Annotated in this window: 23 protein-coding genes; 13 read left to right on the forward strand and 10 right to left on the reverse strand. The window is 38.4% G+C overall.

Features of this window, described 5'->3' with window-relative positions; translation table 11 throughout:
* Positions 1-175: 175 nt before the first annotated feature.
* Both H4J62_RS17050 and orn read right to left on the reverse strand, forming a co-directional pair.
* Positions 176-661, reverse strand: coding sequence for a DUF4442 domain-containing protein (locus H4J62_RS17050; protein WP_182216057.1), 486 nt, complete (start codon positions 659-661; stop codon positions 176-178).
* Positions 662-855: 194 nt separating this feature from the next.
* The gene (gene orn, locus H4J62_RS17055; RefSeq protein WP_182216055.1) at positions 856-1,401 is read right to left on the reverse strand and encodes an oligoribonuclease; all 546 of its coding nucleotides are present in this window, start codon (positions 1,399-1,401) and stop codon (positions 856-858) included.
* Between the two features lie 325 nt (positions 1,402-1,726).
* Between orn and rsgA the strand changes: the two genes are divergently transcribed.
* The 4 genes from rsgA to H4J62_RS17075 all read left to right on the forward strand — a co-directional run bounded on the left by rsgA (position 1,727) and on the right by H4J62_RS17075 (position 6,609).
* Positions 1,727-2,764: a small ribosomal subunit biogenesis GTPase RsgA gene (gene rsgA / locus H4J62_RS17060; protein WP_182216054.1), complete on the forward strand. Its 1,038-nt coding sequence runs from the start codon at positions 1,727-1,729 to the stop codon at positions 2,762-2,764.
* Between the two features lie 68 nt (positions 2,765-2,832).
* The gene (gene asd, locus H4J62_RS17065) at positions 2,833-3,666 is read left to right on the forward strand and encodes an archaetidylserine decarboxylase (protein WP_182216110.1); all 834 of its coding nucleotides are present in this window, start codon (positions 2,833-2,835) and stop codon (positions 3,664-3,666) included.
* Positions 3,667-4,174: 508 nt separating this feature from the next.
* The gene (locus H4J62_RS17070; protein WP_070375106.1) at positions 4,175-4,555 is read left to right on the forward strand and encodes a BlaI/MecI/CopY family transcriptional regulator; all 381 of its coding nucleotides are present in this window, start codon (positions 4,175-4,177) and stop codon (positions 4,553-4,555) included.
* A 71-nt stretch (positions 4,556-4,626) separates the two neighbouring features.
* Positions 4,627-6,609, forward strand: a complete 1,983-nt coding sequence (locus H4J62_RS17075; RefSeq protein ID WP_182216052.1) for a M56 family metallopeptidase — start codon at positions 4,627-4,629, stop codon at positions 6,607-6,609.
* Positions 6,610-6,614: 5 nt separating this feature from the next.
* Here H4J62_RS17075 and H4J62_RS17080 read toward each other — a convergent pair whose 3' ends face one another.
* Positions 6,615-7,112: a Spy/CpxP family protein refolding chaperone gene (locus H4J62_RS17080; protein ID WP_182216050.1), complete on the reverse strand. Its 498-nt coding sequence runs from the start codon at positions 7,110-7,112 to the stop codon at positions 6,615-6,617.
* Positions 7,113-7,353: 241 nt separating this feature from the next.
* Here H4J62_RS17080 and H4J62_RS17085 point away from each other — a divergent pair, with 241 nt between their 5' ends.
* Genes H4J62_RS17085 through H4J62_RS17095 form a run of 3 tightly spaced genes read left to right on the forward strand, consistent with a single transcriptional unit; the run spans position 7,354 to position 10,571 of the window.
* Positions 7,354-8,067 (forward strand): response regulator transcription factor, encoded by a 714-nt coding sequence (locus H4J62_RS17085; RefSeq protein ID WP_182216048.1) that lies wholly within the window; start codon positions 7,354-7,356, stop codon positions 8,065-8,067.
* The gene (locus H4J62_RS17090; protein ID WP_182216046.1) at positions 8,067-9,470 is read left to right on the forward strand and encodes an ATP-binding protein; all 1,404 of its coding nucleotides are present in this window, start codon (positions 8,067-8,069) and stop codon (positions 9,468-9,470) included. The genes H4J62_RS17085 and H4J62_RS17090 overlap by 1 nt, the downstream gene beginning before the upstream one ends.
* Before the next feature lie 60 nt (positions 9,471-9,530).
* Positions 9,531-10,571: an alpha/beta fold hydrolase gene (locus H4J62_RS17095; protein ID WP_182216044.1), complete on the forward strand. Its 1,041-nt coding sequence runs from the start codon at positions 9,531-9,533 to the stop codon at positions 10,569-10,571.
* 8 nt (positions 10,572-10,579) lie between these two features.
* Here H4J62_RS17095 and H4J62_RS17100 read toward each other — a convergent pair whose 3' ends face one another.
* Complete coding sequence (locus H4J62_RS17100) at positions 10,580-11,512, reverse strand: cation diffusion facilitator family transporter (RefSeq protein ID WP_259364923.1); 933 nt, start codon at positions 11,510-11,512, stop codon at positions 10,580-10,582.
* A 95-nt stretch (positions 11,513-11,607) separates the two neighbouring features.
* Here H4J62_RS17100 and trmL point away from each other — a divergent pair, with 95 nt between their 5' ends.
* Positions 11,608-12,072, forward strand: a complete 465-nt coding sequence (gene trmL, locus H4J62_RS17105; RefSeq protein WP_070375112.1) for a tRNA (uridine(34)/cytosine(34)/5-carboxymethylaminomethyluridine(34)-2'-O)-methyltransferase TrmL — start codon at positions 11,608-11,610, stop codon at positions 12,070-12,072.
* A 43-nt stretch (positions 12,073-12,115) separates the two neighbouring features.
* Here trmL and gpsA read toward each other — a convergent pair whose 3' ends face one another.
* Genes gpsA through H4J62_RS17125 form a run of 4 tightly spaced genes read right to left on the reverse strand, consistent with a single transcriptional unit; the run spans position 12,116 to position 14,450 of the window.
* Positions 12,116-13,123 carry an NAD(P)H-dependent glycerol-3-phosphate dehydrogenase gene (gpsA, locus tag H4J62_RS17110; protein WP_182216042.1) on the reverse strand — a complete coding sequence of 336 codons (1,008 nt, stop codon included), beginning with the start codon at positions 13,121-13,123 and terminating at the stop codon, positions 12,116-12,118.
* 55 nt (positions 13,124-13,178) lie between these two features.
* A complete protein-coding gene (gene secB, locus H4J62_RS17115) occupies positions 13,179-13,697 on the reverse strand; it encodes a protein-export chaperone SecB (protein ID WP_182216040.1) in 519 nt (172 codons plus the stop codon).
* Between the two features lie 43 nt (positions 13,698-13,740).
* A complete protein-coding gene (gene grxC, locus H4J62_RS17120) occupies positions 13,741-13,995 on the reverse strand; it encodes a glutaredoxin 3 (protein ID WP_182216038.1) in 255 nt (84 codons plus the stop codon).
* Positions 13,996-14,021: 26 nt separating this feature from the next.
* Positions 14,022-14,450, reverse strand: a complete 429-nt coding sequence (locus tag H4J62_RS17125) for a rhodanese-like domain-containing protein (protein WP_182174070.1) — start codon at positions 14,448-14,450, stop codon at positions 14,022-14,024.
* Positions 14,451-14,701: 251 nt separating this feature from the next.
* On the opposite strand from H4J62_RS17125, the gene gpmI reads away from it, so the two are divergent.
* The 3 genes from gpmI (at position 14,702) to H4J62_RS17140 (ending at position 18,397) form a co-directional block, all read left to right on the forward strand.
* On the forward strand, positions 14,702-16,243 hold the full coding sequence (gene gpmI / locus H4J62_RS17130; RefSeq protein WP_182216036.1) for a 2,3-bisphosphoglycerate-independent phosphoglycerate mutase: 1,542 nt from the start codon (positions 14,702-14,704) through the stop codon (positions 16,241-16,243).
* Positions 16,244-16,271: 28 nt separating this feature from the next.
* The gene (locus tag H4J62_RS17135) at positions 16,272-17,423 is read left to right on the forward strand and encodes a peptidoglycan DD-metalloendopeptidase family protein (protein ID WP_182216034.1); all 1,152 of its coding nucleotides are present in this window, start codon (positions 16,272-16,274) and stop codon (positions 17,421-17,423) included.
* A 209-nt stretch (positions 17,424-17,632) separates the two neighbouring features.
* Complete coding sequence (locus H4J62_RS17140) at positions 17,633-18,397, forward strand: divergent polysaccharide deacetylase family protein (protein WP_259364996.1); 765 nt, start codon at positions 17,633-17,635, stop codon at positions 18,395-18,397.
* Between the two features lie 3 nt (positions 18,398-18,400).
* Here H4J62_RS17140 and H4J62_RS17145 read toward each other — a convergent pair whose 3' ends face one another.
* Positions 18,401-19,180 (reverse strand): serine protease, encoded by a 780-nt coding sequence (locus tag H4J62_RS17145; RefSeq protein ID WP_182216032.1) that lies wholly within the window; start codon positions 19,178-19,180, stop codon positions 18,401-18,403.
* A 152-nt stretch (positions 19,181-19,332) separates the two neighbouring features.
* Between H4J62_RS17145 and H4J62_RS17150 the strand changes: the two genes are divergently transcribed.
* Complete coding sequence (locus H4J62_RS17150; protein ID WP_182216030.1) at positions 19,333-20,157, forward strand: patatin-like phospholipase family protein; 825 nt, start codon at positions 19,333-19,335, stop codon at positions 20,155-20,157.
* A gap of 112 nt (positions 20,158-20,269) precedes the next feature.
* Positions 20,270-21,076, forward strand: coding sequence for a PEP-CTERM/exosortase system-associated acyltransferase (locus H4J62_RS17155; RefSeq protein WP_182216028.1), 807 nt, complete (start codon positions 20,270-20,272; stop codon positions 21,074-21,076).
* 113 nt (positions 21,077-21,189) lie between these two features.
* On the opposite strand, the gene prsT is transcribed toward H4J62_RS17155, so the two are convergent.
* A complete protein-coding gene (gene prsT / locus H4J62_RS17160) occupies positions 21,190-23,937 on the reverse strand; it encodes an XrtA/PEP-CTERM system TPR-repeat protein PrsT (RefSeq protein ID WP_182216026.1) in 2,748 nt (915 codons plus the stop codon).
* Between the last annotated feature and the right edge of the window lie 245 nt (positions 23,938-24,182).

Here is a 24,182-nt window from a genome sequence, read left to right on the forward strand (position 1 = left end):
TTGATCAATACCTTCAACGGTAAATTTAGTTAAAAATACAGTGTAAGGAATTGTCACTAAGAATCAACGGTTTTTAATAACGATATGAGTAAGCTGTTTTAAAAATAACGCGCCTCATAGCCGACTAAGGTCAAATCAATCAGCGCGTTTACAGGTTCTTTTTATCTTATCAAACTTAACGTCTTTTGGTTACCCAAGCCCACTCCATTTCACAAACAATAGGCTGTTGATCAGATTCATCGGTAATCTCGACACTGACCATCAAACTGCCTTTATCCGAATTTTCTATTTGTTCAATGTCAGCGAGGCTTAATACAGCTACCGCAGACAAATTTCCCTGCATTCGCCTTTGAAAATGAAATGTCATACTTTTCAATAGCGGTACACAAGTGTCGGGAACATTCATCCCAAAAACGATACCCGTCGCCGACTCTGCCAATAATGCCGCAGCAATGGCATGAACACCACCAATATGGTTTTGTACTTTCTTTTTGTTTTCTAACGATAATACCGCTTTGGTATGAGAAACAGAAATCAACTTTATTGATGAAGTACCAGCATACTTTACTGTCGAACAGAAAATTTTAGTCAGTAAAAAAGAGCGCATAAAGCGCGGCATTCTATTAACTTTACTGATTATTTTTCCAAATTTGTTCGTCATAATTTATTTGCCTGCTGTTAATTTTAATTAAGTGTCGCGTAAACTGGTCTGACCTTCAAGTTTTTTTACCCTGTGGCAAACTTATAGTGAGTGTCCAGATAAAGGCGCGTGACAAACTTATAGTGAGTGTCCAGTTAAAAACGTGCATAAAAAAAGCGCCCTAAGCGCTTTGATTTATACATTATTACTGAGCGCTATAGTTTAAAGAAATGTTCTTGATAAACTTTCATTTCAGCAATTGACTCTAAAATATCATCAAGCGCTAAATGAGCACCCGTTTTTACCACTTTATCTAACACTTCAGGTTTCCAGCGACGCGCTAATTCTTTAACGGTGCTAACGTCTATATTCCGGTAATGAAAGTAATCTTCAAAATCAGGCATATATTTATTAATAAAGCGTCTGTCCTGTCCAATGCTATTACCACACATCGGTGACTTACCTTTTGGCACATATTGTTTAACAAACTTAATCGTCGCCTCGGTAGCATCGGCTAGCGTACTAACACTTTCACGACAACGTGTAGTTAAGCCTGATTGACCATGGTGTTCGATACACCACTGACTCATATTGTCTAACACCTCATCACTTTGGTGAATAGCAAAAACAGGTCCTTGAGCTAAAATATTTAACTGACTGTCAGTCACTATGCTGGCAATCTCTAAAATCACATCTGTATTGGGTTCTAGGCCTGTCATTTCTAAATCTAACCAAATTAAATTTGTCTCGTTACCTGTCATGCCGCTTCCTTAAAAATGCCAACTGTTTTACTGATACCAATATCATTAAGTTATCACCCACTTGTGCCCCCTAAAGTACGCCAAGGCTAAGTTGCTCTTAATCGTAATAGCTCACGATTATTCAATCAAGCGCCTTATCTTCATTTGTTTTCTTCGCCACAGCAAGGTAACAAACTAAGTGAGACTGATATTACTATTACAAGTATATTAGATGAATGGTGATTTAGTCAGTATAATACGTGACAATGAACTGTGATTAAAACTTTTTGTCGCATTACCCTTTTAAAAGACGAGTGAAACTCCATAATTATCATGATAAAACTCCATGTCTAAGCTAAAAAAACTGACTAAAGGTCAGACAAGGCGCATTAAAGATAATCAAGCTAAAAAACTGCGTAATAAACCAGAGCAAGTGCAATGGCAAGATACTGAGTTGGGAGAGCCTGAAAACGGGACTATTCTCAGTCGCTTTGGCCAGCATGCCGATGTAGAAGCAGAAAATGGTGATTGCATACGTTGTAATATACGCCGCGGTGTTAAATCTTTGGTCTGTGGTGATAAAGTTTTATGGCGCAGAGGTAAAGAAACACAACACAGTATTTCAGGAGTCATTGAAGCGGTTCATGAGCGAACGTCAGTATTAAGTCGTCCAGATGTTTATGACGGTGTAAAACCCATAGCGGCAAATATCACACAAATATTAATTGTCTCTTCGGTGTTACCTGCCTTTAACCCTGATATTATCGACCGGTATTTAGTGGCGGCAGAGCAAACAGGTATCACCCCCGTTATCTTACTCAATAAAACTGATTTACTTGATAAAGCCAGTAAAGCTGAAATTGAGCAACATCTCGATATTTATCGTGAGATTGGTTATCAGGTGATTTATGTCAGTAATGAATCTCAACACGGTATAGAAGAGCTTAAGAAACAACTTAGCGAACATACCAGTATCTTTGTAGGTCAATCTGGCGTGGGTAAGTCAACACTTACTAACACCTTGATGCCTGAACTGGGTTTAATGACAAAAATAGTTTCTGAGAACTCTGGTCTAGGTCAACACACAACAACAGTTGCTCGCTTATACCATTTTGAACAAGGTGGTGATTTAATTGATTCACCCGGTATTCGAGAGTTTGGCTTATGGCATTTAACGCCAGCAGAAGTTTATGGTGGCTTTATTGAATTTGAAGATTACTTGGGTGGTTGCCGATTTAGAGATTGTAAACACCAAAATGATCCTGGTTGTGCATTAATAGCCGCCGGTGAAGAAATGAAAATACATCCAAAACGTTTAGCGAGCTTTCAACGAATTTTAGCCAGTTTAGGCGATAATAAATTAACCTCTCGTTTTAACGACTAAATTAATATTAATAATATAAAGGAAATTCAGTGCTTTTAAATAAATTAAAAATCACCCTTCAATACATTATGCCTAAACATTTGATTTCGCGTTTAGCTGGAAAATTTGCCGCTGCAGAATGTGGCCGAGTAACCACAAAAGCCATTGAAGCATTTATCAAGCATTACGGCATTAATATGTCAGAAGCAAAGCTTAAGAATGCCGAAGACTTTACCACCTTCAACGATTTTTTTACCCGCGAACTTGAAGATGGTGCGCGCCCTATTGATAACAATGAAACAACCCTCTGCTATCCCGTTGACGGTGCTATTAGTCAGCAAGGCGATATTGAAGACGGACGTTTAATACAAGCAAAAGGTTTTGATTATTCATTGGAAACCTTGCTGGGTGGTTCATATAACACCGCAAAGCCTTTTCAAGGCGGAAAGTTTTCTTGTATTTATTTAGCACCAAAAGATTATCATCGTATTCATATGCCGATGGCAGCAACATTACGCGAAATGATCTTTGTACCCGGTGATTTATTTTCTGTTAACCCATTAACCGCTAATAACGTGCCTAACTTATTTTCTCGTAACGAACGTGTTGTCGCTATCTTTGATACAAAATCAGGACCTTTAGCTATGGTCCTTGTTGGCGCAACCATAGTTGCCAGTATAGAAACAACCTGGGCAGGTACGATTACTTCACCTAGAGCCAAGGGAATTTTCAGAGAAAGTTACCCGGCTGACGGCGCTGATGCGATCACTTTTGAAAAAGGTGATGAAATGGGACGTTTTAAACTTGGCTCTACGGTAGTGTCAACGTTTGGTCCTGGCATGATCGAGTTTGATGTTGATGCTCATCCAGGTACAGTGACCCGTTTAGGTGAACTCTACGCCAATATTGTTAACGCTGATTAACCAAAAGTTATTGCTCATTAAAGAGCCAGTAGTGAATTTTCCTGAAATACGCTATTGGCTTTTTGCTAGATTTTAGTAAATGTTATGGAGCTTGACGTTCAGTAAGACCAGCAATCAGGGCAATAAGTCTGGGGCGAATATGCCTTCGTGATTAATAACATCGCTAACCACTCTCTTTAATGTCTTTTCTAGATCGGAATTATCACGATTCCCGATAAGTTCACGGCACCCTGTAATCACGGCGCTTAGCCAAACACCATCGAAAATCACCGGTCGATATTTAATTAATATCACACTAAAAATCGCTACCATTTTTACTAACTACCTCGCTCGTACTACATTAAACCTTGAGCAAATAAAAAATAAATTCAATTTAAAAACCTTTGTTATCATAGTGATATTTTAAAACAAAGCCACTAACAACAAAAGGTGTTGCTCATTTTATCAACACAAGATACGATTGCATTCGTATATAACTTATAATTATTCATAGTATTAAGGATTTTAGATGGCTCGAGATAATACAAATATCAAGCCTACAGAAGCAGAGTTAACTTTGCTTAATGTTCTCTGGAAAGTCGGTCCAGCAACAGTTCGTCAGGTACATGATGTTGTCAGTAAAACGCAAAAGACAGGTTACACCACTGTTTTGAAGATTTTACAAATTATGCATGAAAAAACCTTGGTCATTCGAGACGAAAGTAATCGTGCCCATGTCTATGCACCATCAAATAGTGAAACCTTTACACAATCTTCATTATTAAAAGACCTAGCTTCAAAGGCTTTTGGTGGCTCAACGTCAAAATTAGTGATGCGAGCTTTAGATGAATCAACCAGTAAAGAAGAAATTGCCGACATTCGTCAATTACTTAATGAGCTAGAAAAGTAAAAACTGCTACACTTGTTATAGTACAATCTAAAAAGTGCTATAACATGGAAGGATAATGTCAGATTAATTTAATGAGTAGTCCATTTTTATACAATTTATCGTTAACCCTTATCCATTTTCTTTGGCAAGGGATTTTCGTTGCGCTTGCGCTAAAGTTGGCATTAACGTTTACTTCTTATAAAAAACCACAATGGCGTTATGCGATGGCGTCATTGGCTATGGTAGCTAATTTATTACTGCCTTTTTTCACTTTCTATATTATCTCTCAAGCTGACTTTCCACAATTTGGTCCTTTATTAAATAACAGCATCTTGCTGGGCGACATCATAAATAATGACGCCCAAAACACTGCTGTTTGGTACTCCAATGCGGTTGAATTCTTACCCTATTTATCATTAACATGGGTAACAATAAGCTTTGCCTTAGCGCTAAAGCTGTTCATCGAATTATATAATGTTAACCAACTACCAAAAATAGGCACCTCGCCGGCAAATGCTGAACTTGAAGCCAGATTTCAGCACTTAGTTGAACAAGTAAAATTAACCTGTTCACCTCGACTATTAATCTCACTTAAAAATGATGTGCCTATGGCAATAGGTTGGTTAAAGCCGATAGTACTTGTTCCCGTTACTATGTTGACAGGTTTAACACCCGCACAACTTGATATGTTGATATTGCACGAACTGGCACATATTCGTCGACATGACTATCTAGTTAACTTCATTCAGACCTTGGTAGAAATCTTTTTATTCTTCCACCCCGCTGTGCGTTGGGTGTCAAAGCAAATGCGTAATGAGCGTGAATATTGTAGTGATGATATTGCTGTGCAGCATTGTGGTAACCCTGTTGCTTATGCGCACACTCTGGCAGATACCGCTTCAATATGTGACAGCCACCGTCATCATTCTATTCCCGCTATGGCAATGGCGGCATCGGGTGGTGATTTAAAGCAACGCGTTCTGCGTTTAGTTGACCACGACCAACACTGCTCAACAACGACTCACTCAGGAAAATGGTTAGCGTCTATCGTCATTATTTTCTCAATTATTGCTGTGGGCAGTAAAAAATACATCCAAATTCCTAGCTTAGATATAGGCACTGATACCATTCCTTTATACCGCAGCGCCGATGATGACTTCAAAACATACACAGATAGTGGCGATGAAATAGCGTTACCTTCTTTGGCGCAGCAATTATTACACCGAGGCAATGAAAGTAATGCCTTAGAAAACAAACTACCCGCAAAGATGATAGCGCCATTTTTTCCTAAAAATACCAATAAAAATCCAGTAAATGCTGAGCTCGTAGTCGCACAAGCTTATTTTGAGAACAACGACAGTACTAAAAACACGGGTAATGCCAACAATCCCCAAGAAAAGAATACTGTCGATACCTTAGCGACAGTCGTAAACAATAAATTAGTCGGGCTTAAAAAGGCTAAATCTGAACCTTTAAGTAATTTTACTGAATCTTTGGCTGTTCAAAAAAATCAAGCTGAACAGCCTAGTACTCAAGTAAAGGTAAACAAATCTTTAGCTCAATTGGCATTAAGTCAAACGGTTACTATGGGTAAATCGCCAGCAGAATTAGCCTTTGAGCGCACTGACTCAACCAAAAAAGCTTCATTATTAAAAAACCCATACGCTGCACAAATAGCTGATTTGACTAAGCAGCCATTAGCCATAAATTCGCACTTAGCGCTACCAACAACTCGTCGTTCACAGATGATAGAGCAAGTACTTTCCTCGACAAGTGAATCGACAACTAACTACATGCCAGAACACGCACCCGCGCAATTACTGACATCAACATACCCGAAATACCCTGCCAATGCTAAGCGAAAAGGTATTGAAACAGATGTAGAAGTTACATTCACCATAGATAAAAATGGCTATGTACGTGATATTCAATACGATGGTGAAGGCAGAGTCAGTTATTTTCGTAATACTATTCGTTCATCATTAGAAAAATGGCGTTTCACCCCGGCAAGTTATAATGACCAACCGGTAGAAAGCACCATGTCTAAAATATTTTCTTTCAGTATTGCTAGATAATAAGATTACTCAGCAAGATGCTTTCTTCTCCCATCATGCTTTTGATGTGACTGCATTTTTTCTTTTTGTGCCTCCGTTAATATCATCATAAAACTGTGTTCTTTCTTTGCTTTAATTAAGGCTTTTTGTGCAATAATATCTTGGTATTGACTTTGTAAATCAACAAAAGCTTGTTCATTAAAGTGCTCTTCCATCAGTAACGCTTTACGTTGTTGATGAAAACCTTGCATGCTCTCTTTCAATACTAAACCACTTGTTTTTGCCGTTTTATTTATCACCTTTGCCTGCTCACGTTGTTCATCAGTAAGCGCTAGATACTTCGCCATTCTTTTAAAGTCACTTTTCATGCCACGCTTTGATTTGTGCTGATGGTTACCGGTATGCTTGGCATCATGACGGTCATTGTTAACGCCATCGCCGTTATTAATGGCCAACGCTGCGGTACTTGCTAAGGATAAGGTTAATACTGCACTTGCTAATAAAACTGATAGTTTACTTTTCATAAGATTTACCTCTGGGTTAAATTGATAATAATATCGAATAAGTTAATCAATCAATTACTGAGCGAGCCCGGTGAATCGATTCATTCATCTAAGTGAGGTAACTATAAACCTTGCAACGCAAAGAAACGCAAGGCAGTGTAAAGTTTTTGTAAAGGCAACAACAAAGTCAGTTTTCTAATAACAGTTAAGTTAATATTAAGATACGCCAAATACCGACACTAACAAAAGATAACAAAACCTCATGAGCAAACAGAAAATATTAATCATCGATGACGACAAAGAACTCACTGAGTTATTAACTGAGTATCTCTCGTATGAAGGATTTGAATTAGAAGCCTGTCATGATGGTGTTAGTGGTCTGGCACGTGCTTATGATGAAAAATTCTCACTGATATTACTTGATGTTATGATGCCAAAACTAAATGGCTTTGAAGTATTAAAAGCCTTAGGTGGCCAGCATAAAACGCCAATTTTAATGTTAACAGCTAAAGGTGATAACGACGACAGAATATTAGGCTTAGAGCTAGGCGCCGATGACTATTTAGCGAAACCTTTTCAGCATCGTGAATTACTGGCACGCATTAAAGCTATTTTACGACGTATTAAAATAGTTAAGTCCAATGAAAGTACTATCAGCCATCAGCAAATTAATGAGGTCAGGCTTGAACATAGCACTCGTCAGGCTTTTTGCCATCAACAGTTAGTTGAATTAACCGGTACCGAATTTCAAATATTGGCTTTGCTGATGAATAATGCCAGTCAAATCGTCAGTAAAAATGAAATATCAGAACAAATTTTGAAACGTAAACTGAGTGCTTTTGATCGCAGTATCGACATGCACATCAGTAATATTCGTCGTAAGTTACTCGAGTTTTCTGCAAGTGATAAATTAAAAACCATTCGCGGCGCGGGTTATATCTTCCTCACAGGAGAGAGCACGGGGATAAATGACTAATGCTCAATAAAATTAGACAGTCATTTTCATCGATTGGCTTTAAGATATTTTTATGGTTTTGGCTGTTCGCCTTAAGCTCTATTATAGCAACACGATTTATCTCAGCGCAGTTAGCACAGAACAGTATTGTTTTGCCTGCGCACCATGGTGACCTCAAAAAATTGAACCGTATCGCTAAACATATTGAAAGGAATAATACTTCAGCCGATGGACTTTTGCGATATCGAGGAAAATCACCTAATGAAGCTATTATTATCAGAAATATTGATAGTGGTCAGCTCACCACCGATAGTAGCCGTTTTTTAAAAGACTTGGTTAGCTACCTAGAAAAAAATCGCTTTTCAGCCATCACCTCGATTCAATTTCCGAGATCTCGTATTACCGGCCCTAAAAATATCATTTTAGATAATCAACCCGTCGAACTATATTTAGCCATTAAAGGTCAGTCTCGACATTTTGATTCTTTTATTATGCAACTGCCCAATTGGTTGAAACTTGCCATCCCCATTGCGGTCAGTGCTCTATTAGCCTGGTTATTAGCACGAACATTAATTAAGCCAATATTGGCAATACGACGTGCGGCAACCGATATTGGTAACGGTCAGCTTGATGCCCGTATCGAACATGCCAATAAAAGAAAAGACGAACTGGGTTCACTTGCCACCAGCTTTAATACTATGGCCGACAAGTTATCATTAAATCTAACCGCTAATCAGCGTTTATTAGCCGATGTTTCTCATGAGCTTCGTTCGCCGATGACTCGCTTACAACTTGCGGTTGGCCTAGCTCAGCAAGCGATTAACAAACCCGAGCTGCAAAAAAAGCATCTCGCGCGCTGTGAACTAGAAGTTAGCCGTTTAAATGAAATGATAAGCGATGTGCTTTCTCTTTCTCGATTAGAAAACACCTTTCAAAAAATTAATTTGCAAACCGTTCATCTCGATGAATTATTAGCCGATATCTGCCAAGACTGCCAGTACCTTGCTGACGAAAAACATATCTTAATTACTATGAAGCACTTTTTCTCTTTGGATCTACCCGGAGATCAAAATTTATTAAGCAGTGCTTTTAGTAATGTCATTATTAATGCCATTAAATATAGCCCAAAGCACAGTGAAGTGGTCATTTCTATGGCGAGTGTTATTCTCAATCAACAAGACAGTATCAAGATTATCATTAGCGATAGCGGTAATGGCGTTCCTCAAGGTACCATCGAAAAACTTTTTCAGCCTTTTTATCGTGTCGATGAAGCCCGAGATAGAAACACGGGTGGCACCGGCTTAGGCTTAGCGATAGCGCAGCAAGCAGTATTAGCACATAATGGTGAGATAAGTGCTAAAAACAACGACTCTGGTGGCTTATCTGTAACCATTACTTTGCCGATAAGCACAACACTGACATAAAACTGATGAGCATAAGTGAATTATCACCGCTAATGTCATGCGACCTTAGGATTAAACAACATGGCTTTAGCGAAAATCAATTGTAATGACTATGGCAAAGAAAGTGAGCTTAGTGCTCGCTTATCAACTGAAATAAAACAGTTTTGGCAGCTAGGTTATTTTTCATCTTTTAGTGGCGTCGATAAAATAAGAATAAATTACGCAACCTTTACTCACTCCAAAAATCAAGAAAATCTTGTACTGGTTACCGGACGGTCTGAAAGCTATCTAAAGTATCAAGAGCTCGCCTTTGACTTATATCAGCAAGGTTATAATATATTTATCGTCGACCACCGTGGTCAAGGTTTGTCACAACGTTTGTTGAATGATAGCCAAAAAGGCTATGTAAAAAAATTTGATGACTACGCCGAAGATCTTAAAAAATTTATTGATGAGGTTGTTTTAGAAAGTGCCACAAATAATGCCAGTAAAACGCCCGCTAAAAAACCCCATTTATTAGCACATTCGATGGGGGGAGCCATTGCTGTGCGCATGATGCAGTTATACCCACTGTCAGCAAAATCTGCGGTGTTAACCTCGCCAATGATTGCAGTTAACTACGGCAATATCGCTAACTGGCTTGCCAAAGGGATTATTTATTTAGGTGATTTTTTTAACGCTTACTTAGCTACTGAAGCTAATTTTTTTATTGGACAAACGGCCTTTAACGATACACCTTTTGCTAAAAATGAGCTTAGTCAATCGACTGTTCGCTACCAAGTTTTTGTGGAACTTTATCAGAAAAATAAAGAAATACAATTGGGCGGCGTCACCACTCATTGGCTCAAAGAAGCCATTATCGCTAAGAAAAATATTTTTGCAGATTTAGCTAAATTGACTACACCTATCTTAGTCATGCAGGCAGGTAACGACACTATCGTTTGTAATAAAGCGCAAAACACTTTCTGCCAGCAATTGCACCAATACCACCAACAGTCTTGCCCTGAAGGCAAACCTTTCACTGTCGACAATGCGCGGCACGAGCTTATGTTTGAGCAAGACCAGTACCGCAGCCCCACCTTAAAAAAAGCACTGCAGTGGTTTGATACACATTCAACTTAATGTTATTTCTATTGCGGTTCTTGGTCTACATTAACCGTTTTAATGGCTACCACTGAAGTGGGATCATGATGAATAAACACTTCGCAAGGCGAGAATTTCGCTTCAATTTCTTTTTCTATCGCTTCACCAATATCGTGAGCTTCCAGTAAAGACAGTCGGTCATCGAGCTCTAAATGAAATTGAATAAAGCGCTGCGGGCCTGATTGTCGGGTTCTCAAGTCATGAACACCTAAGGTCGAATCATGAGCAATGACAATAGCGGTAATTTCAGTCTGCTCTTCTTCACTCAGTTCATGATCCATTAAGTTGTGCACACTTAAGTAAATAATTTTTAAAGCGCCACTCAATAGCAACACTCCAACAAGACAAGTAAAGATGCCATCTGCATATAGAGAGTAGCCACTGCTTAAAATCAACGCCGCTAATACGCCCAGGTTTAATAATAAATCTGACTGGTAATGCAAGGCATCGGCACTGATGGCAACGGAACGGGTTTTGGCAATCACAAAACGTTGCAACACCACTAATAACAGTGTCATCACGATAGCTATAATCGTCACCACTATGCCTATTTCTGTTTTAACAACCAGTTTGGGGTGAAGAATTCGGTCAAAGCCATGAAAGATCAATAACAACGCAGAACCGGTCACAAAAGCGGCTTGTACTAAACCCGCTAAACTCTCGGCTTTACCGTGACCAAATTTGTGCTTTTCATCGGCGGGTGCCAATGCATAATGAAGAATAACCACATTCATCAACGAAGCAAATAAATCCAACATCGAATCGGTGGCCGAAGCCAGCATTGAGCTAGCATCTGTTACCACCCAAGCATACAGTTTCAAAAGAAAAAGTAATAAGGCCGTTCCAGTAGCAGCGAAAGCAGCTACTCTTACCCAAAAACTGTAATCATTTTTTTTTGATAAAGCTTCACTCATAGTCATTACTTTTCCATGCTTGCTACTTAAGCGCTAATTTGTACAATATAGTAATTCGTTTGGTATAATACCTTATCATCTTCGAATTTAAGTACATTTTTATGTTAGACGTCGTTTTGTTTCAGCCACAAATTCCACCGAATACCGGTAATATTATCCGCCTCTGTGCGAATACAGGCTTTAGGTTACACCTTATTGAACCCTTTGGCTTTGACCTAGACGATAAAAAGCTTCGCCGCGCGGGTTTAGATTACCATGAGTTTGCCGCCATTAAGCGCCATAAAGATTATCAAGCTTTTATCGAAAGTGAACAACCTGAGCGAGTTTTAGCGGTGACCACTAAAACAACCAATTACTATGGTGATATTGCCTTTAAACCTGGGGATTATTTACTTTTTGGCTCAGAGACCAGTGGTTTGCCAGAAGAAGTAAGACAGCAAATACCCGATGAAGATAAAATTCGTATCCCCATGCTAAAAGACAGCCGGAGTATGAATTTATCGAATGCCACCGCAGTGCTTATTTTTGAAGCTTGGCGACAAATGGGCTTTGAAGGCTCAGTTTAAATTTACAATAGTAAAGATAAACGGAGCCAAACAAGGTGTAAAATTATTCGACAGTACGGTCGCGGGACAGTAAATCAGCAGCGGCTAGCTTTGCTGATTTTCCGCAATAAAGTACCTGATAGACTTGCTCAACTATCGGCATTTCTACGCCCATACGTTGTGCTAGCATATAAACTTCTTTGGTATTACGATAACCTTCAACAACTTGGCCAATATCAGCCATCGCTTTTTCAACATCAACGCCGCTGCCAAGTGCTAAGCCAAATCGACGATTACGTGATTGATTATCAGTACAGGTTAAGACTAAATCACCTAATCCAGCCATCCCCATAAAAGTACTTGCCTCGGCATTAAGTGCACAGCCTAAACGTGTCATTTCAACTAAACCACGGGTAATTAACGCAGTACGAGCATTGGCACCAAAGCCAATACCGTCGGCGATACCAGCACCGATAGCGATAACATTTTTAACCGCACCACCAAGTTGTACACCAATAAAGTCTTTATTTGCATAGACCCGAAAGGTTTTGCCACAATGTAATAGATCAGAAATTTCAGTGACAAAATCATCATCAGTTGACGATAATGAAATAGCCGTTGGTAAGCCAGCCGCCATCTCTTTTGCAAAGGTTGGCCCAGAAAGCACGGCCAATGAAATATCATCCCCCAGAATATCACGGGCAACATCTTGCAGTAATCGACCTGTTTTATGATCTAAACCTTTGGTTGCCCAAGCTATTTTAGCCTTTGGTAATAAGTAGGGTTTAATTTGGCTGAGCATTTCGCCGAAGGCATGACTCGGTACAACCACTAAAATGTTTTCACTCGCTTGAACAGCACTTTCAAGATCGTTAGTCGTTGTTAGTGAGGGTGGAAACTCACTACCCGGTAAATATTTCTCATTTGAGTGAGACGCTTGCATTTGCGCAATATGTTGAGGATCTCGTCCCCATAATACGGTTTTGTGACCATTTCGAGCGAGACAAATAGCAAGGGCAGAGCCATAAGACCCTGCCCCCAAAACCGTGATTTTTGCCGTTAATTTCGACATATCATCACTTCCATTTTATTGTTACTACTAGCCGATTTTGAAGAAAAACCGTTAATTAGTGAGTTTCACTGCTCGCAGGCATCTGTTCAGTTTGTGCTTGTGCGGCACGTTGTTGAACATATGAAGCAAATAATGCTTCAAAGTTTACTGGTGCTAAATTAATTTGTGGAAATGAACCACGACTCACTAAATTCGCCACTGACTCACGTGCATACGGAAATAATGTTGTTGGGCAGAATGCACCAATAGTATGAGCAAGTTGTGCTTCAGGTAAATTACCAATAGAAAAGATACCAGCTTGTTGGACTTCAGCTAAAAAGGCCGTTTGCCCTTCAACAGTAGCGGTAACGGTTACCGAAAGAACAACTTCATAAGTATCTTCAGCCAATTTATTTGATTTAGTATCTAAATCTAATTGAATTTCAGGCTTCCAATCTTTTTGGAAAATAGCAGGAGAATTTGGCGTTTCAAAAGAGATATCTTTTGTATAAATACGTTGAATAGCAAATTGTGGTGCGGCTTGTTCAGTAGCGGCTTCTGGCGCATCAGCGTTATTGGTGTTCTCATCAGACATAGTTTTTTCCTATTGTATTTATTATTTTATATAATGATGACTTTTAATCTTTTGCTAAAAGTTCATCTAATTTATTAGCGGCGTGAAGTGCGAATAGTTCATCGCAGCCCCCGACATAATGATCACCAATAAAGATTTGTGGCACAGTTACACCGCCACTACGCTTGATCATGGCATTGCGCAATTCTGCATTATTGTCGATTTTAATTTCATTAAAGCTTACTTGTTTCTCTTCGAGTAAAGCTTTTGCTCGCATACAGTAAAAACAAGTTACTTTAGTATAAATATCAACTGTCATATCAAACCTTTATTAGTTATTAGCTATTATTTTTTAACCAGTGGTAAACCGGCATTGACCCAAGAATTCATACCACCCTTTAACAAACTTACTTTAGTAAAGCCTGCTTTGAGTAATTGATTAGCAACCGGGGTAGCAGTAATTCCTGCGGTACATACAACTATGATGGGTTTATCTTTATAGTTTTCAAGGGTAGCAAAATCATTATTTGATACTTTCTCTTTCACTAAATTTTTCGAATCGATGATACGACTCGCTTTAAATTCTTTTTCGGTACGAATATCAACTACGACACCTTCTTCACGGTTTACTAAAAAAGTAAGTTCCTGTGTAGATATTTGCTTAATAGGAGACATTTGAATACGAATAGTCGTCACAATAATAAGAACGACAATAGCTGCCCAAGCAGCGCTTAGCACTGGATGATTACCAGCAAAAATAATTAATTGATCCATAAAAATAATAAATATTGGTTGAATAAAAAGTTGACGATAGTATACAGAATTACCAAGCAAACCCAAAAAGAACTTTACGTGATAAGCGATTAAATCAATGAAAAGGTTTTTTTTGTTGATACAACCGACCTATAACGAATAAAAGCACACAATTCATTTGAAATGTTTTGTCTAATACCACACAAGCAATTCTTGATTTGCCTTGGTATACTGGTGAATAATTAGCTAATTTCACCGTTATGGAAACTAAAATGCCAAATAAAAAACCTACCGTATTACTGATTTTAGATGGTTGGGGATACCGAGAATCTACAGAATCTAATGCTATTTTTCATGCTAGAACGCCGGTACTCGACGATTTAAATGCTCGCTATCCACATATGTTAATTGGTACCTCAGGCATGGCAGTAGGTTTACCTGACGGACAAATGGGCAACTCAGAAGTGGGTCACGTTAATTTAGGCGCTGGTCGTATTGTTTATCAAGACTTCACTCGTATTACCAAATCGATAAAAGATAAAGAATTTAACAGCAACAAAGCACTTAATGATGCGGTTGACCAAGCCGTTAAAAATGATAAAGCCGTACATGTTTTTGGCTTATTATCACCCGGTGGCGTTCATAGCCATGAAGATCATATTTTTTCAATGCTCGAACTCGCTAAAGAAAAAGGTGCCCGTAAAATTTACTTACACGCTTTTCTAGACGGCCGCGATACACCACCACGTAGCGCAGAAGCGTCATTGATTAAAGCACAAGAAAAATTCCAACAGCTAGGCTGTGGCCAGATAGCTTCGGTAATTGGTCGTTATTATGCCATGGACCGTGACCAACGTTGGGATCGTGTCGAATTAGCCTACAACTTAATGGTTAGTGGTGAAGCGCAGTATAAATATTCAAGCGCAACTGAGGCATTAGCCGCCGCTTATGCCCGCGATGAAAATGACGAGTTTGTTGCCGCTTCAGCAATTGTAGACGAGAACAACCAAGCCATAGAAATTGATGATGGTGACTCCTTAATTTTTATGAATTTTAGAGCCGACCGTGCCCGTCAATTTACCCGCTGCTTCACTGAACAAGACTTTTCTGGCTTTAAGCGTAAGAAGTGTCCTGCTATTGCTGACTTTGTCATGCTCACTGAATATGCTGGTGACATAAAAGCCAATATCGCTTTCCCTAAAGTGGCACTTGAGAACGTACTCGGCGAATGGTTAGAGAAAAACAATAAAACGCAATTACGTATTTCAGAAACAGAAAAATATGCGCACGTTACTTTCTTCTTCAGCGGTGGTAAAGAAAGTGAATTTGTTGGCGAACAGCGTATTTTAGTACCTTCTCCACAAGTTGCCACCTACGACTTGCAGCCAGAAATGAATTCAGCGTTACTCACTGATAAATTAGTCGCCGCCATTGAAAGCGGTGAACACGACTTTATCGTTTGTAATTATCCAAATGGTGATATGGTGGGTCATACTGGAAAGTTTGATGCTGCCGTAGCCGCTTGTGAAGCGGTTGATAGCAGTATTGGCCGTGTTGTTGCCGCCTTAGAAAAAGCAGGAGGTGAATGTTTAATTACCGCTGACCATGGCAATGCTGAGCAAATGGTTGATAACAATTCAGGGCAAGCACACACAGCGCATACCTGTGAACCTGTGCCGCTAATTTATATTGGCCGACCCGCTCAACCAGCAGAAAATGGCGCATTGAGTGATATTGCGCCAACAATATTACAGCTGATGGATATAGAGCAACCCAAGCAAATGACCGGTCATTCGTTAATGAAGTTTATCTAAGAAAATTATTATTAAAATGAAATTTACCGTGAAAAAAATATCTTTATTTGCATCAATATTCAGCCTTAGCTGCGTATTGATGTCGGTGAACGCCACTGAACAGTCGTCGGATAATGGTGATACGACCAATAAAACCAATCAAGCATTGTCGAAAGTTCAGCAGCAAATAGTTGAGCAAGAAAAATCGATTAAACAAACGAGTAATAAACGCTCATCTTTAGAAAATCAATTAAGAAATGACGATATTTCAATCGCTAAAATAGTAAAGGCGATGATTAAAACCCAAGATGATTTTGAAGATACTCAGCAAACATTAAAAGAACTCGCGCAAGAAAAAATAACCTTAACGCACAAGAAACAACAGCAAGAAAAAGTATTAGCCCAACAATTAAGAGCCGCTTATACATCGGGACATCACGACTATATTAAATTATTACTTAACCAGCAAAGCCCTGCTAGCGTAGAACGTACCGTTACCTATTATAAATATTTGAACGATGCTCGCATCAAAGAAATTGACCAATTTCAGATTGTCTTAAGTGATTTGCTCGCCGTAACAACACAACACCAAGAGCAAGCCAAAAAGTTAAACCTTATAAAACAACAACAAGCCGAACAAAAAATCGTATTTCAAAACACTAAGCAAGAACGAAAAAACACCATTCGCGCATTAAATAAAGAACTGCTTGGTAGCAAACAGCTGTTAGCTCAATTAGTGGCCGAAGAACAAAACTTAGTGGTGGCATTACAACGAATCGCAGCATTAGCACAGCAAAGTGCAGAGTTAGTTGGCCTAAACAAACTAAAAAGAAAACTTTCTTGGCCGGTTAAAGGCAAAATTAGCCATAGTTTTGGCTCTCGTAAACAAGGTTACTTAAAATGGAAAGGTATTTTGTTAGCCGCTCCTGTTGGTAAACAAGTTAAAGCCATTCATAACGGCACGGTATTATTTTCAGATTGGTTAAAAGGTTATGGTTTAGTCACAGTGTTAGATCATGGCGCCGGCTATATGAGCCTATATGGCTATAACCAAGCGTTATTAAAGTCGGTAGGAGACCGGGTAGAAACCGGTGAACCCATAGCGCTTGTTGGACAAAGTGGTGGGCAGAGTCAATCTGGATTATATTTCGAAATACGCAGCGATGGTCAAGCAGTAAACCCTAAAGCTTGGTTTAAATAAAGTAAAAATATAGCGCCTACTGAGTCTTATTTTTTCTGCTAATAAAAACAGTCAATCTGCTGTAATTATTTCGAAATACGCAGCGATGGTCAGGCAGTAAACCCTAAAGCTTGGTTTACATGAAGATAAAAAGTTAACTTCTCCTCGATTTTAACTTTTTCTACTGATAATCTCGGTTAATAATGATGTTTTCCAAATTAAGAGTTCTTTTGCCTTTATTCCCACAACTAATTATTCTATTGACGTTACTAAGTATAACGCCTTTAGCAACAGCTAAAAACGCACAAGTTGCCATTATTATTGACGATATTGGTTACCGAAAAAGTGATGCTGCCGTGCTAACCTTACCCGGCGCAATAACCTTCGCTATTCTCCCCCATACGCCTTATGGCAAAAGACTGGCTTTAGAAGGCTATCATAAAAATAACGAAATTATTTTGCATATCCCAATGGAAGCAGAAAATGGTAAAAAGCTAGGACCTGGCGCACTAACCGTTAAAATGAATGAAGAGTCAATCCGCCATCAGTTAGCACTTGCTTTCGCTGAAATACCTTTTGCTATTGGCATCAATAACCATATGGGGAGTAAACTAACTAAACTTTATAATCCAATGATGTGGACCATGCGCTTTTTAAAAGAACGAGATTTAATTTTTGTCGACAGTGTTACTACCAACAAAACCAAAGCAGAACATATCGCCCTTCAGGTAGGCGTTCCAACAACCCACCGACAAATATTTTTAGATAACGAATTAACTACTGACTATATTGATCAACAATTTATGCAGCTTATTGAGCACGCCCAGCAATATAAATCAGTGGTGGCTATTGCGCACCCTCACCCTGAAACGATCGCAGCACTCAATCGTTTAATACCGTTACTCGCAGCCCTTGATATTGACTTAGTGCCCGTTTCATCCTTAATAGACTCACCCAAAATCCTGCAAGATCTGACCGTCATAACTGAAGACTAAAAATTACTGATTAGAACCAAGATAATCAATGTTATCTTTTTTTAGTAAGGCTAATAAATATTTAACCGGAATCGCGTATGTTATGCCACTAGGATTAGTAATAACCGCTTCCTTTGACTCCTGCACAAACACCTTATTAATAATACCAATCACTTCTCCTGAATCAACATCATATAAAGCACTGCCACTATTGCCAGGGTAAGCGGTAGCATCAAGTTGATAAACTAAATAAGGATTACGTAACATTTTCAACATCTTAATACTAATTTGCTGAGCATTATCCACCGGAATTATCGTTGGTGTAATACTGGCAATAATACCGCGGTGGGTCACAGGGTATAGGCCTAAAACAGCGCCAATAGGAAAGCCCGTAAAAGCAACATAGCTGCCCTCTCGACTAAACGCTTTACTTGCAAGTTGCATCGCGGGCAGTGGCGCGCCATGGATTTTTAGTACGGCGATATCGTGCAACTGCGAACTAGCAACAATATCAGCAGTTCGCACTTTCGCCGCTTTTCCAGAGCCAGTAAACACCGCCATCTGTTGAAGAATATTTGCATCAAGTTCTTTGGGTAAAACGTGAAAGTTGGTGACCACATAGCGGCCATTACCGATAACAAAGCCACTGCCGTTCAAACTATTTTGCTGACGACCCGATGGCGTATGAACACCAATACCCACTACTGACGGTTTTATTTTTTCAACGGTATCCGCTAAATCGGCCAGTACTGAGCTGGTATAAAAAATTAAATAAACACTTAATATTATTTTCAAATAACGCATCTTAAACCCTCCATTCATTATAAATCTTATTTATCGTCAATAAGTTTACTGCGTTTTACTCGCAAAAACAGCTATGATTACTCATAATTAAAATAATCATAACAATATGTTATATCCCTGTAGGCAGCTATTTCTTAAGGTCGTTCAACAATATGACAAAAAAAACAGTAGTTCCTATCTTCGCTGGTGGCGGCACACGACTGCCGGCACATGTTGGCATCTTACATGCGCTCCAAGCTTATGACATCGACTTCAATCACTTAGTAGGGGTTTCGGGTGGCAGTATTGTTAGCAGCTTATTTGCAGCTGGCTTAAGCCCAGCGGAAATTAAAGATATCGCTTTAAATACTAACTATAACAAGTTCCGAGAATTTTCATTATTAAAATTAATTCGCAACGGCGGTTTAAGTTCAGGTGACCGTTTTGAACAATGGATGGATGGCCTACTCGGTGGAAAAACATTTTCTGAGCTTGATTATAACTTACATATTGTTGCCACAGATGTCGCTAAAGGTACCCCCGTTATTTTCAACAAAGAGCTCACCCCTGATGTAAAAGTATCGCTGGCAGTACGATTCTCGATGTCCATTCCCTTAATATTTAGTTTTAAGACTTTTGGCGAACATGTCATGGTCGACGGCAGTATTTTATCTGAAGACGCCCTACATAGAGACTGGGCAAAAGATGGGACACCGGTTTTATGTTTTCGCCTTAAGGGTGAGCATGAAAATAACGAAGTTAATATTAAAGGTTTTTTCCCAATTTATAAGTACGTGACCCTGCTTATTCGTACCTTTATGACCACGATCTCGCGCGAATATATTAATGAAGCCTTCTGGCACAATACCGTAGTAGTTAATATTGGCAATTACTCTGCCGTTGACTTTTCCATGACGACAGAACAAAAACAAAGCTTATTTGATATTGGCTTTAAAACAGCAGAGGAAGTATTACCGATAAAACTGGGAAAAAAATAAATTTTTTAACAGTTAATAGTAATATTTCTCCGGTATTAGGTTATATTAATAGTATGTCTCGTGACGCAATGACTTCTATCACGAAATAACATGAAGACAAATGGATGAGAAAATGAGTCTAAGCAAATTAATATTAAATTCCCCTATCATTGGCGATGTCGCAAAAAAAGTGGCGTCGTTTAAGGTCAATCATGATGCCGGAAATATTGCTGAGCATTTTACCAAGTTTCTCAAGCCACAATACGCCTCTACTAATAGCCTACGTAACGAAGTATTTAAAATTCGTCATAATGTTTATTGTGAAGAATTAGCCTTCGAAAATCAAAAAGACGATGGCATGGAAATGGATGATTTTGATTCTCACTCTATTTTTGCTTTAATTCAGCACAAACCAACCAATAATTACACCAGTTGCGTACGTATAGTTCGCTCAAGCAATGAAGATGAATTGTTACCGATTGAAAAGTTTTGTTATGACGCGATTCAAAACAAAGACTACGATCCTAAAAGATTCAAACGTGAAGAAATTGGTGAGATTTCTCGCTTGGCCGTAAAAGCTGACTTCAGACGTCGTAAATCAGATCGTTTTAAGGGTTCTGCCATCGGTGCCATTAGTGAAAGTTCATATTCTGAATCAGAACTGCGCTGCTTTCCATTTATTGCGATTGGTTTATATATGGTTGCTGGCACTTTAGCTATCGATACCGGTATAAAACATGCCTATGTAATGATGGAGCCACGTTTAGCCCGTAGTATGAAGTTTGTTGGCATTAAATTTGTACAAATTGGTGAGCCCATTGAATATCATGGCTTACGCGCTCCTTATTATATTAATGCTGAAATATTTTTAGAAAACCTAACAAGTGGCTTTAAGAGCTTGTATAAAGAAATACAAAAAGATATCCGTAGTCAGTTTTAATTAACTATTTCGAATATCTACTTTTCATAATAACATCATAGAAAATACTGGTAAAAGTAGCGAAAATAAAATGTACTTTTTCTCTTTTCGCTACTAATACAACAAACCTTCAACTATTCAGACAATTTCCTTTTTTTCTCTATTTGCTCCGCTGATACCACCGTTATTTTGCTCAATATACGTTGGGCTTCTACTCTATTATTATTTGCTAATAACGTTTCTACATAGTTTAAAGCAATATCAGTATCTTTCCCTTTAGACAAATCATAAGCTTCTTTTGCTTTTGCTAATGCTTCGACTTTATTATCTAACTTTAATAAGACCTGAGCGAAAGTATCAACGACATTCGGTATTGTCGAATTAATAGCATAGGCTTGTTTCGAATATTTCAGGGCTTGTGAATGTTTTTTATCTTCCATATACAGCCATGATAAATTGTTTAAGGCCACAATATTTTTCGGGCTAGCTTTAATAAGTCGTTCATATTCAATAATAGCTTTGTCTTTATGTTCAGCTAAATACATATTTGCTAAACTCAGGCTAACGCGAGGATCAATTTTATTGTCTATGCTTTCCTTATCAGAAAACTGCTCTAACAACTCAATAGCTTGCGATTTTTGATTATTTCCTTCCAAAGCAAAAGCTAAAAACGTCGCATTATTACTAGTAGGCCTGGCCTTATACTGCTGCTCAAGTTTAGGTATTGCATCAATAAAATTTCTTTCCAGTAAGAAAATCCTACCTTCTATTCCTGCTTTTAAATCTTCATTAACATCAAATTTTTCTAATGATTTAAACAAATCTTTCGCATCTGCTATTCCACCACTATCTAATAAAACCTGCATTTTCACCAAATTAATCATTAGATTGTTAGGATGCTTTTTAGAGGCTTCATCTAATACACCCAATGCTCTGTCAGGAAATTTTTTACTCGTCCAATAATTTGCTAATAAAAAAGCAGGTTCAATATGATAAGGATTATTCTTAAACCACTTATCTAAGATTGAAAAGACATCTTTAGCATCTGGCTGTTTAGCATTAGCCATAAGCACTAACTGCCAATAACGTTTTGGCGTTCTTCCACTTAATTGATAACCATTCAATATCGTACTAGCTTGCCTAAATTGATCTAACTGTATAAGAGCTTCGGCTAATAGCATTCCATGTTTTACATTATCAGCATTACTTTTTTGAGCCTGAGCAATCACCTCTAAGCCTTCTTCATTTTTGTGAAACTCAAAGTATAGGCGAAGTACTTCAATATTATTCGGATGTGCTTTAAGTGCCTGCTCTGTCAATAACGTAGCTTGCTCGGTATCTTTTTGATAAGCAGCCAACTTTACAATTTCAGTTAATGCGTACACATTATTAGGCTCTAATGCTAGGCTTTTCTCTAATGCAGCCTTTCCTTCCTCAAATTTATTGTTTTTGAATAAGATTCTCGCCTGTAGATTATGTCCCCCTGCTTTATTTGGGTATAACTCCAACCACTTGTCTGCAATTTTAGTAGCTCTAGCCAAGTTTCCAGACTGAATTGAAGCAAAAGCCAGTGCAAGCTCTGCTGAAATCAATTCAGGGTCTTGCTGTAAAGCTAATTCTAATTTTTCAATGCCAGAAGGATCATTCATCATCAGTTTTAAAATACCGGCTCTTGCAACTTCTTCAGCCGTCATATTCTCTGCACTAGAGGCATAATTAGCCATTTCTTGTGCTTTTTCGTAAGCCCCTACTTCTAATAACCCATAACTTAATGTAGATAAAAACTGTGCATTTTCTTTATTCATTGAATCGTAACCATTTAGTGTTTCGCTAATATCATCAATCAAACCTAACTGTAATTGACTTAACGCAAGCATTCTTTTGACCGGATGTTCTGCGGGTAAATATGAAATCAAATCTTTCAGATGAAGATGGCTTTGCTCAAAGTTTTGCAAATAAAAAGCACTTGCCCCGGCAACTAATTTCAAACTAAAAGAATTAAACCCTGAACTTAATGATTGATTAGCAAGAACGTTTGCCGCTTTGTAGTCTTTATTTTCAAAGCGTGCCATCGCCTTAATATATTGTAAAAAAGGTTGAGTCGGAATTCTTGCTAAAATAACATCGGCAATGGCTTCAGCCTCATCATATTGGCCATTTTTGATGAGTGAATCAGCGATAAAAAATTGCACTTTACCTGAGTTAGGTTGTAATACTTGATATTGCTTAAAGCTATCAACAGCTAAAGCATAGTTATTTTCAACCGTCGCAATCTGACCTTGTAACATAAGTGCATCAGCATTGTTTGGCGTTGTCGTTAAAATTTGCTTCACAAGTGAACTTGCATGATCAATATTTTGTGTTGAGAAGGCTAAATAGGCATTCGCTAACTGGCTGTAGCCATCTGATCCGAATAGAGAAAGTGCTTCATCAACTATTGCCTGGGCAAGCTCATTTTTTCCAGATCTCAATGATGCTAAAGTTTTATAGGCGAGGTATTGAGTATTTGGCATTGATAAAGACTTTTCGTGTATTTCAAGCGCTAAAACATCGTCATCAGATTCTGTCAATATATAGGCTCGAGCGAGTAAAGGGAGAACTTTATCAATATCATATTTTAATTTATTAGCGCGTTCTAACTCCTTCACCGCGTTTTCGGCATCACCATCACTTAAATATAACCGGCCTAGTAAGAATCGCGCATGTGAATTTTCACCATCAATTTTAAGGGCATTTTTTAATGAAATAATTGCCGCGTTGTTTTGCTTTTCTAAAATTGAGCTCTCTGCTTTGGTAATATAGGTTTGTGCCGACTCATTGTCAGAACATGCAGATAAAACCATAACAACACTTAAACATATTATCGACTTTAAAAATTTCATTAAACTTCCTGTATCTTTTTGCTGGATTAAATACTTACATATGATACTAAAGCATTAAGTCATCTTTTTATATCAAATATAAATAATCACACTTCAGTGTAAATATATATGACAAATGCTTTTATCGAACCTGTCGAGAAAACCCCGTGATCCGAGCGAAGCGAAAGTCGCGGGGATGAATCGATAAACTATCCTTGTTCTTTAATGTATTTGCGAATTGTATCAGCGGAAGCATTGCCGACAGA

This window comes from Colwellia sp. BRX8-5 (assembly GCF_014077325.1).
In the GTDB taxonomy this organism is placed as follows: domain Bacteria; phylum Pseudomonadota; class Gammaproteobacteria; order Enterobacterales; family Alteromonadaceae; genus Colwellia_A.

Coding starts and splice junctions, on each gene's coding strand:
- H4J62_RS17050 (WP_182216057.1), bottom strand. CDS start 661: ATGACGAACAAATTTGGAAAAATAATCAGTAAAGTTAATAGAATGCCG.
- orn (WP_182216055.1), bottom strand. CDS start 1,401: ATGACAGGTAACGAGACAAATTTAATTTGGTTAGATTTAGAAATGACA.
- rsgA (WP_182216054.1), top strand. CDS start 1,727: ATGTCTAAGCTAAAAAAACTGACTAAAGGTCAGACAAGGCGCATTAAA.
- asd (WP_182216110.1), top strand. CDS start 2,833: ATGCCTAAACATTTGATTTCGCGTTTAGCTGGAAAATTTGCCGCTGCA.
- H4J62_RS17070 (WP_070375106.1), top strand. CDS start 4,175: ATGGCTCGAGATAATACAAATATCAAGCCTACAGAAGCAGAGTTAACT.
- H4J62_RS17075 (WP_182216052.1), top strand. CDS start 4,627: ATGAGTAGTCCATTTTTATACAATTTATCGTTAACCCTTATCCATTTT.
- H4J62_RS17080 (WP_182216050.1), bottom strand. CDS start 7,112: ATGAAAAGTAAACTATCAGTTTTATTAGCAAGTGCAGTATTAACCTTA.
- H4J62_RS17085 (WP_182216048.1), top strand. CDS start 7,354: ATGAGCAAACAGAAAATATTAATCATCGATGACGACAAAGAACTCACT.
- H4J62_RS17090 (WP_182216046.1), top strand. CDS start 8,067: ATGCTCAATAAAATTAGACAGTCATTTTCATCGATTGGCTTTAAGATA.
- H4J62_RS17095 (WP_182216044.1), top strand. CDS start 9,531: ATGGCTTTAGCGAAAATCAATTGTAATGACTATGGCAAAGAAAGTGAG.
- H4J62_RS17100 (WP_259364923.1), bottom strand. CDS start 11,512: ATGACTATGAGTGAAGCTTTATCAAAAAAAAATGATTACAGTTTTTGG.
- trmL (WP_070375112.1), top strand. CDS start 11,608: ATGTTAGACGTCGTTTTGTTTCAGCCACAAATTCCACCGAATACCGGT.
- gpsA (WP_182216042.1), bottom strand. CDS start 13,123: ATGTCGAAATTAACGGCAAAAATCACGGTTTTGGGGGCAGGGTCTTAT.
- secB (WP_182216040.1), bottom strand. CDS start 13,697: ATGTCTGATGAGAACACCAATAACGCTGATGCGCCAGAAGCCGCTACT.
- grxC (WP_182216038.1), bottom strand. CDS start 13,995: ATGACAGTTGATATTTATACTAAAGTAACTTGTTTTTACTGTATGCGA.
- H4J62_RS17125 (WP_182174070.1), bottom strand. CDS start 14,450: ATGGATCAATTAATTATTTTTGCTGGTAATCATCCAGTGCTAAGCGCT.
- gpmI (WP_182216036.1), top strand. CDS start 14,702: ATGCCAAATAAAAAACCTACCGTATTACTGATTTTAGATGGTTGGGGA.
- H4J62_RS17145 (WP_182216032.1), bottom strand. CDS start 19,180: ATGCGTTATTTGAAAATAATATTAAGTGTTTATTTAATTTTTTATACC.
- H4J62_RS17150 (WP_182216030.1), top strand. CDS start 19,333: ATGACAAAAAAAACAGTAGTTCCTATCTTCGCTGGTGGCGGCACACGA.
- H4J62_RS17155 (WP_182216028.1), top strand. CDS start 20,270: ATGAGTCTAAGCAAATTAATATTAAATTCCCCTATCATTGGCGATGTC.
- prsT (WP_182216026.1), bottom strand. CDS start 23,937: ATGAAATTTTTAAAGTCGATAATATGTTTAAGTGTTGTTATGGTTTTA.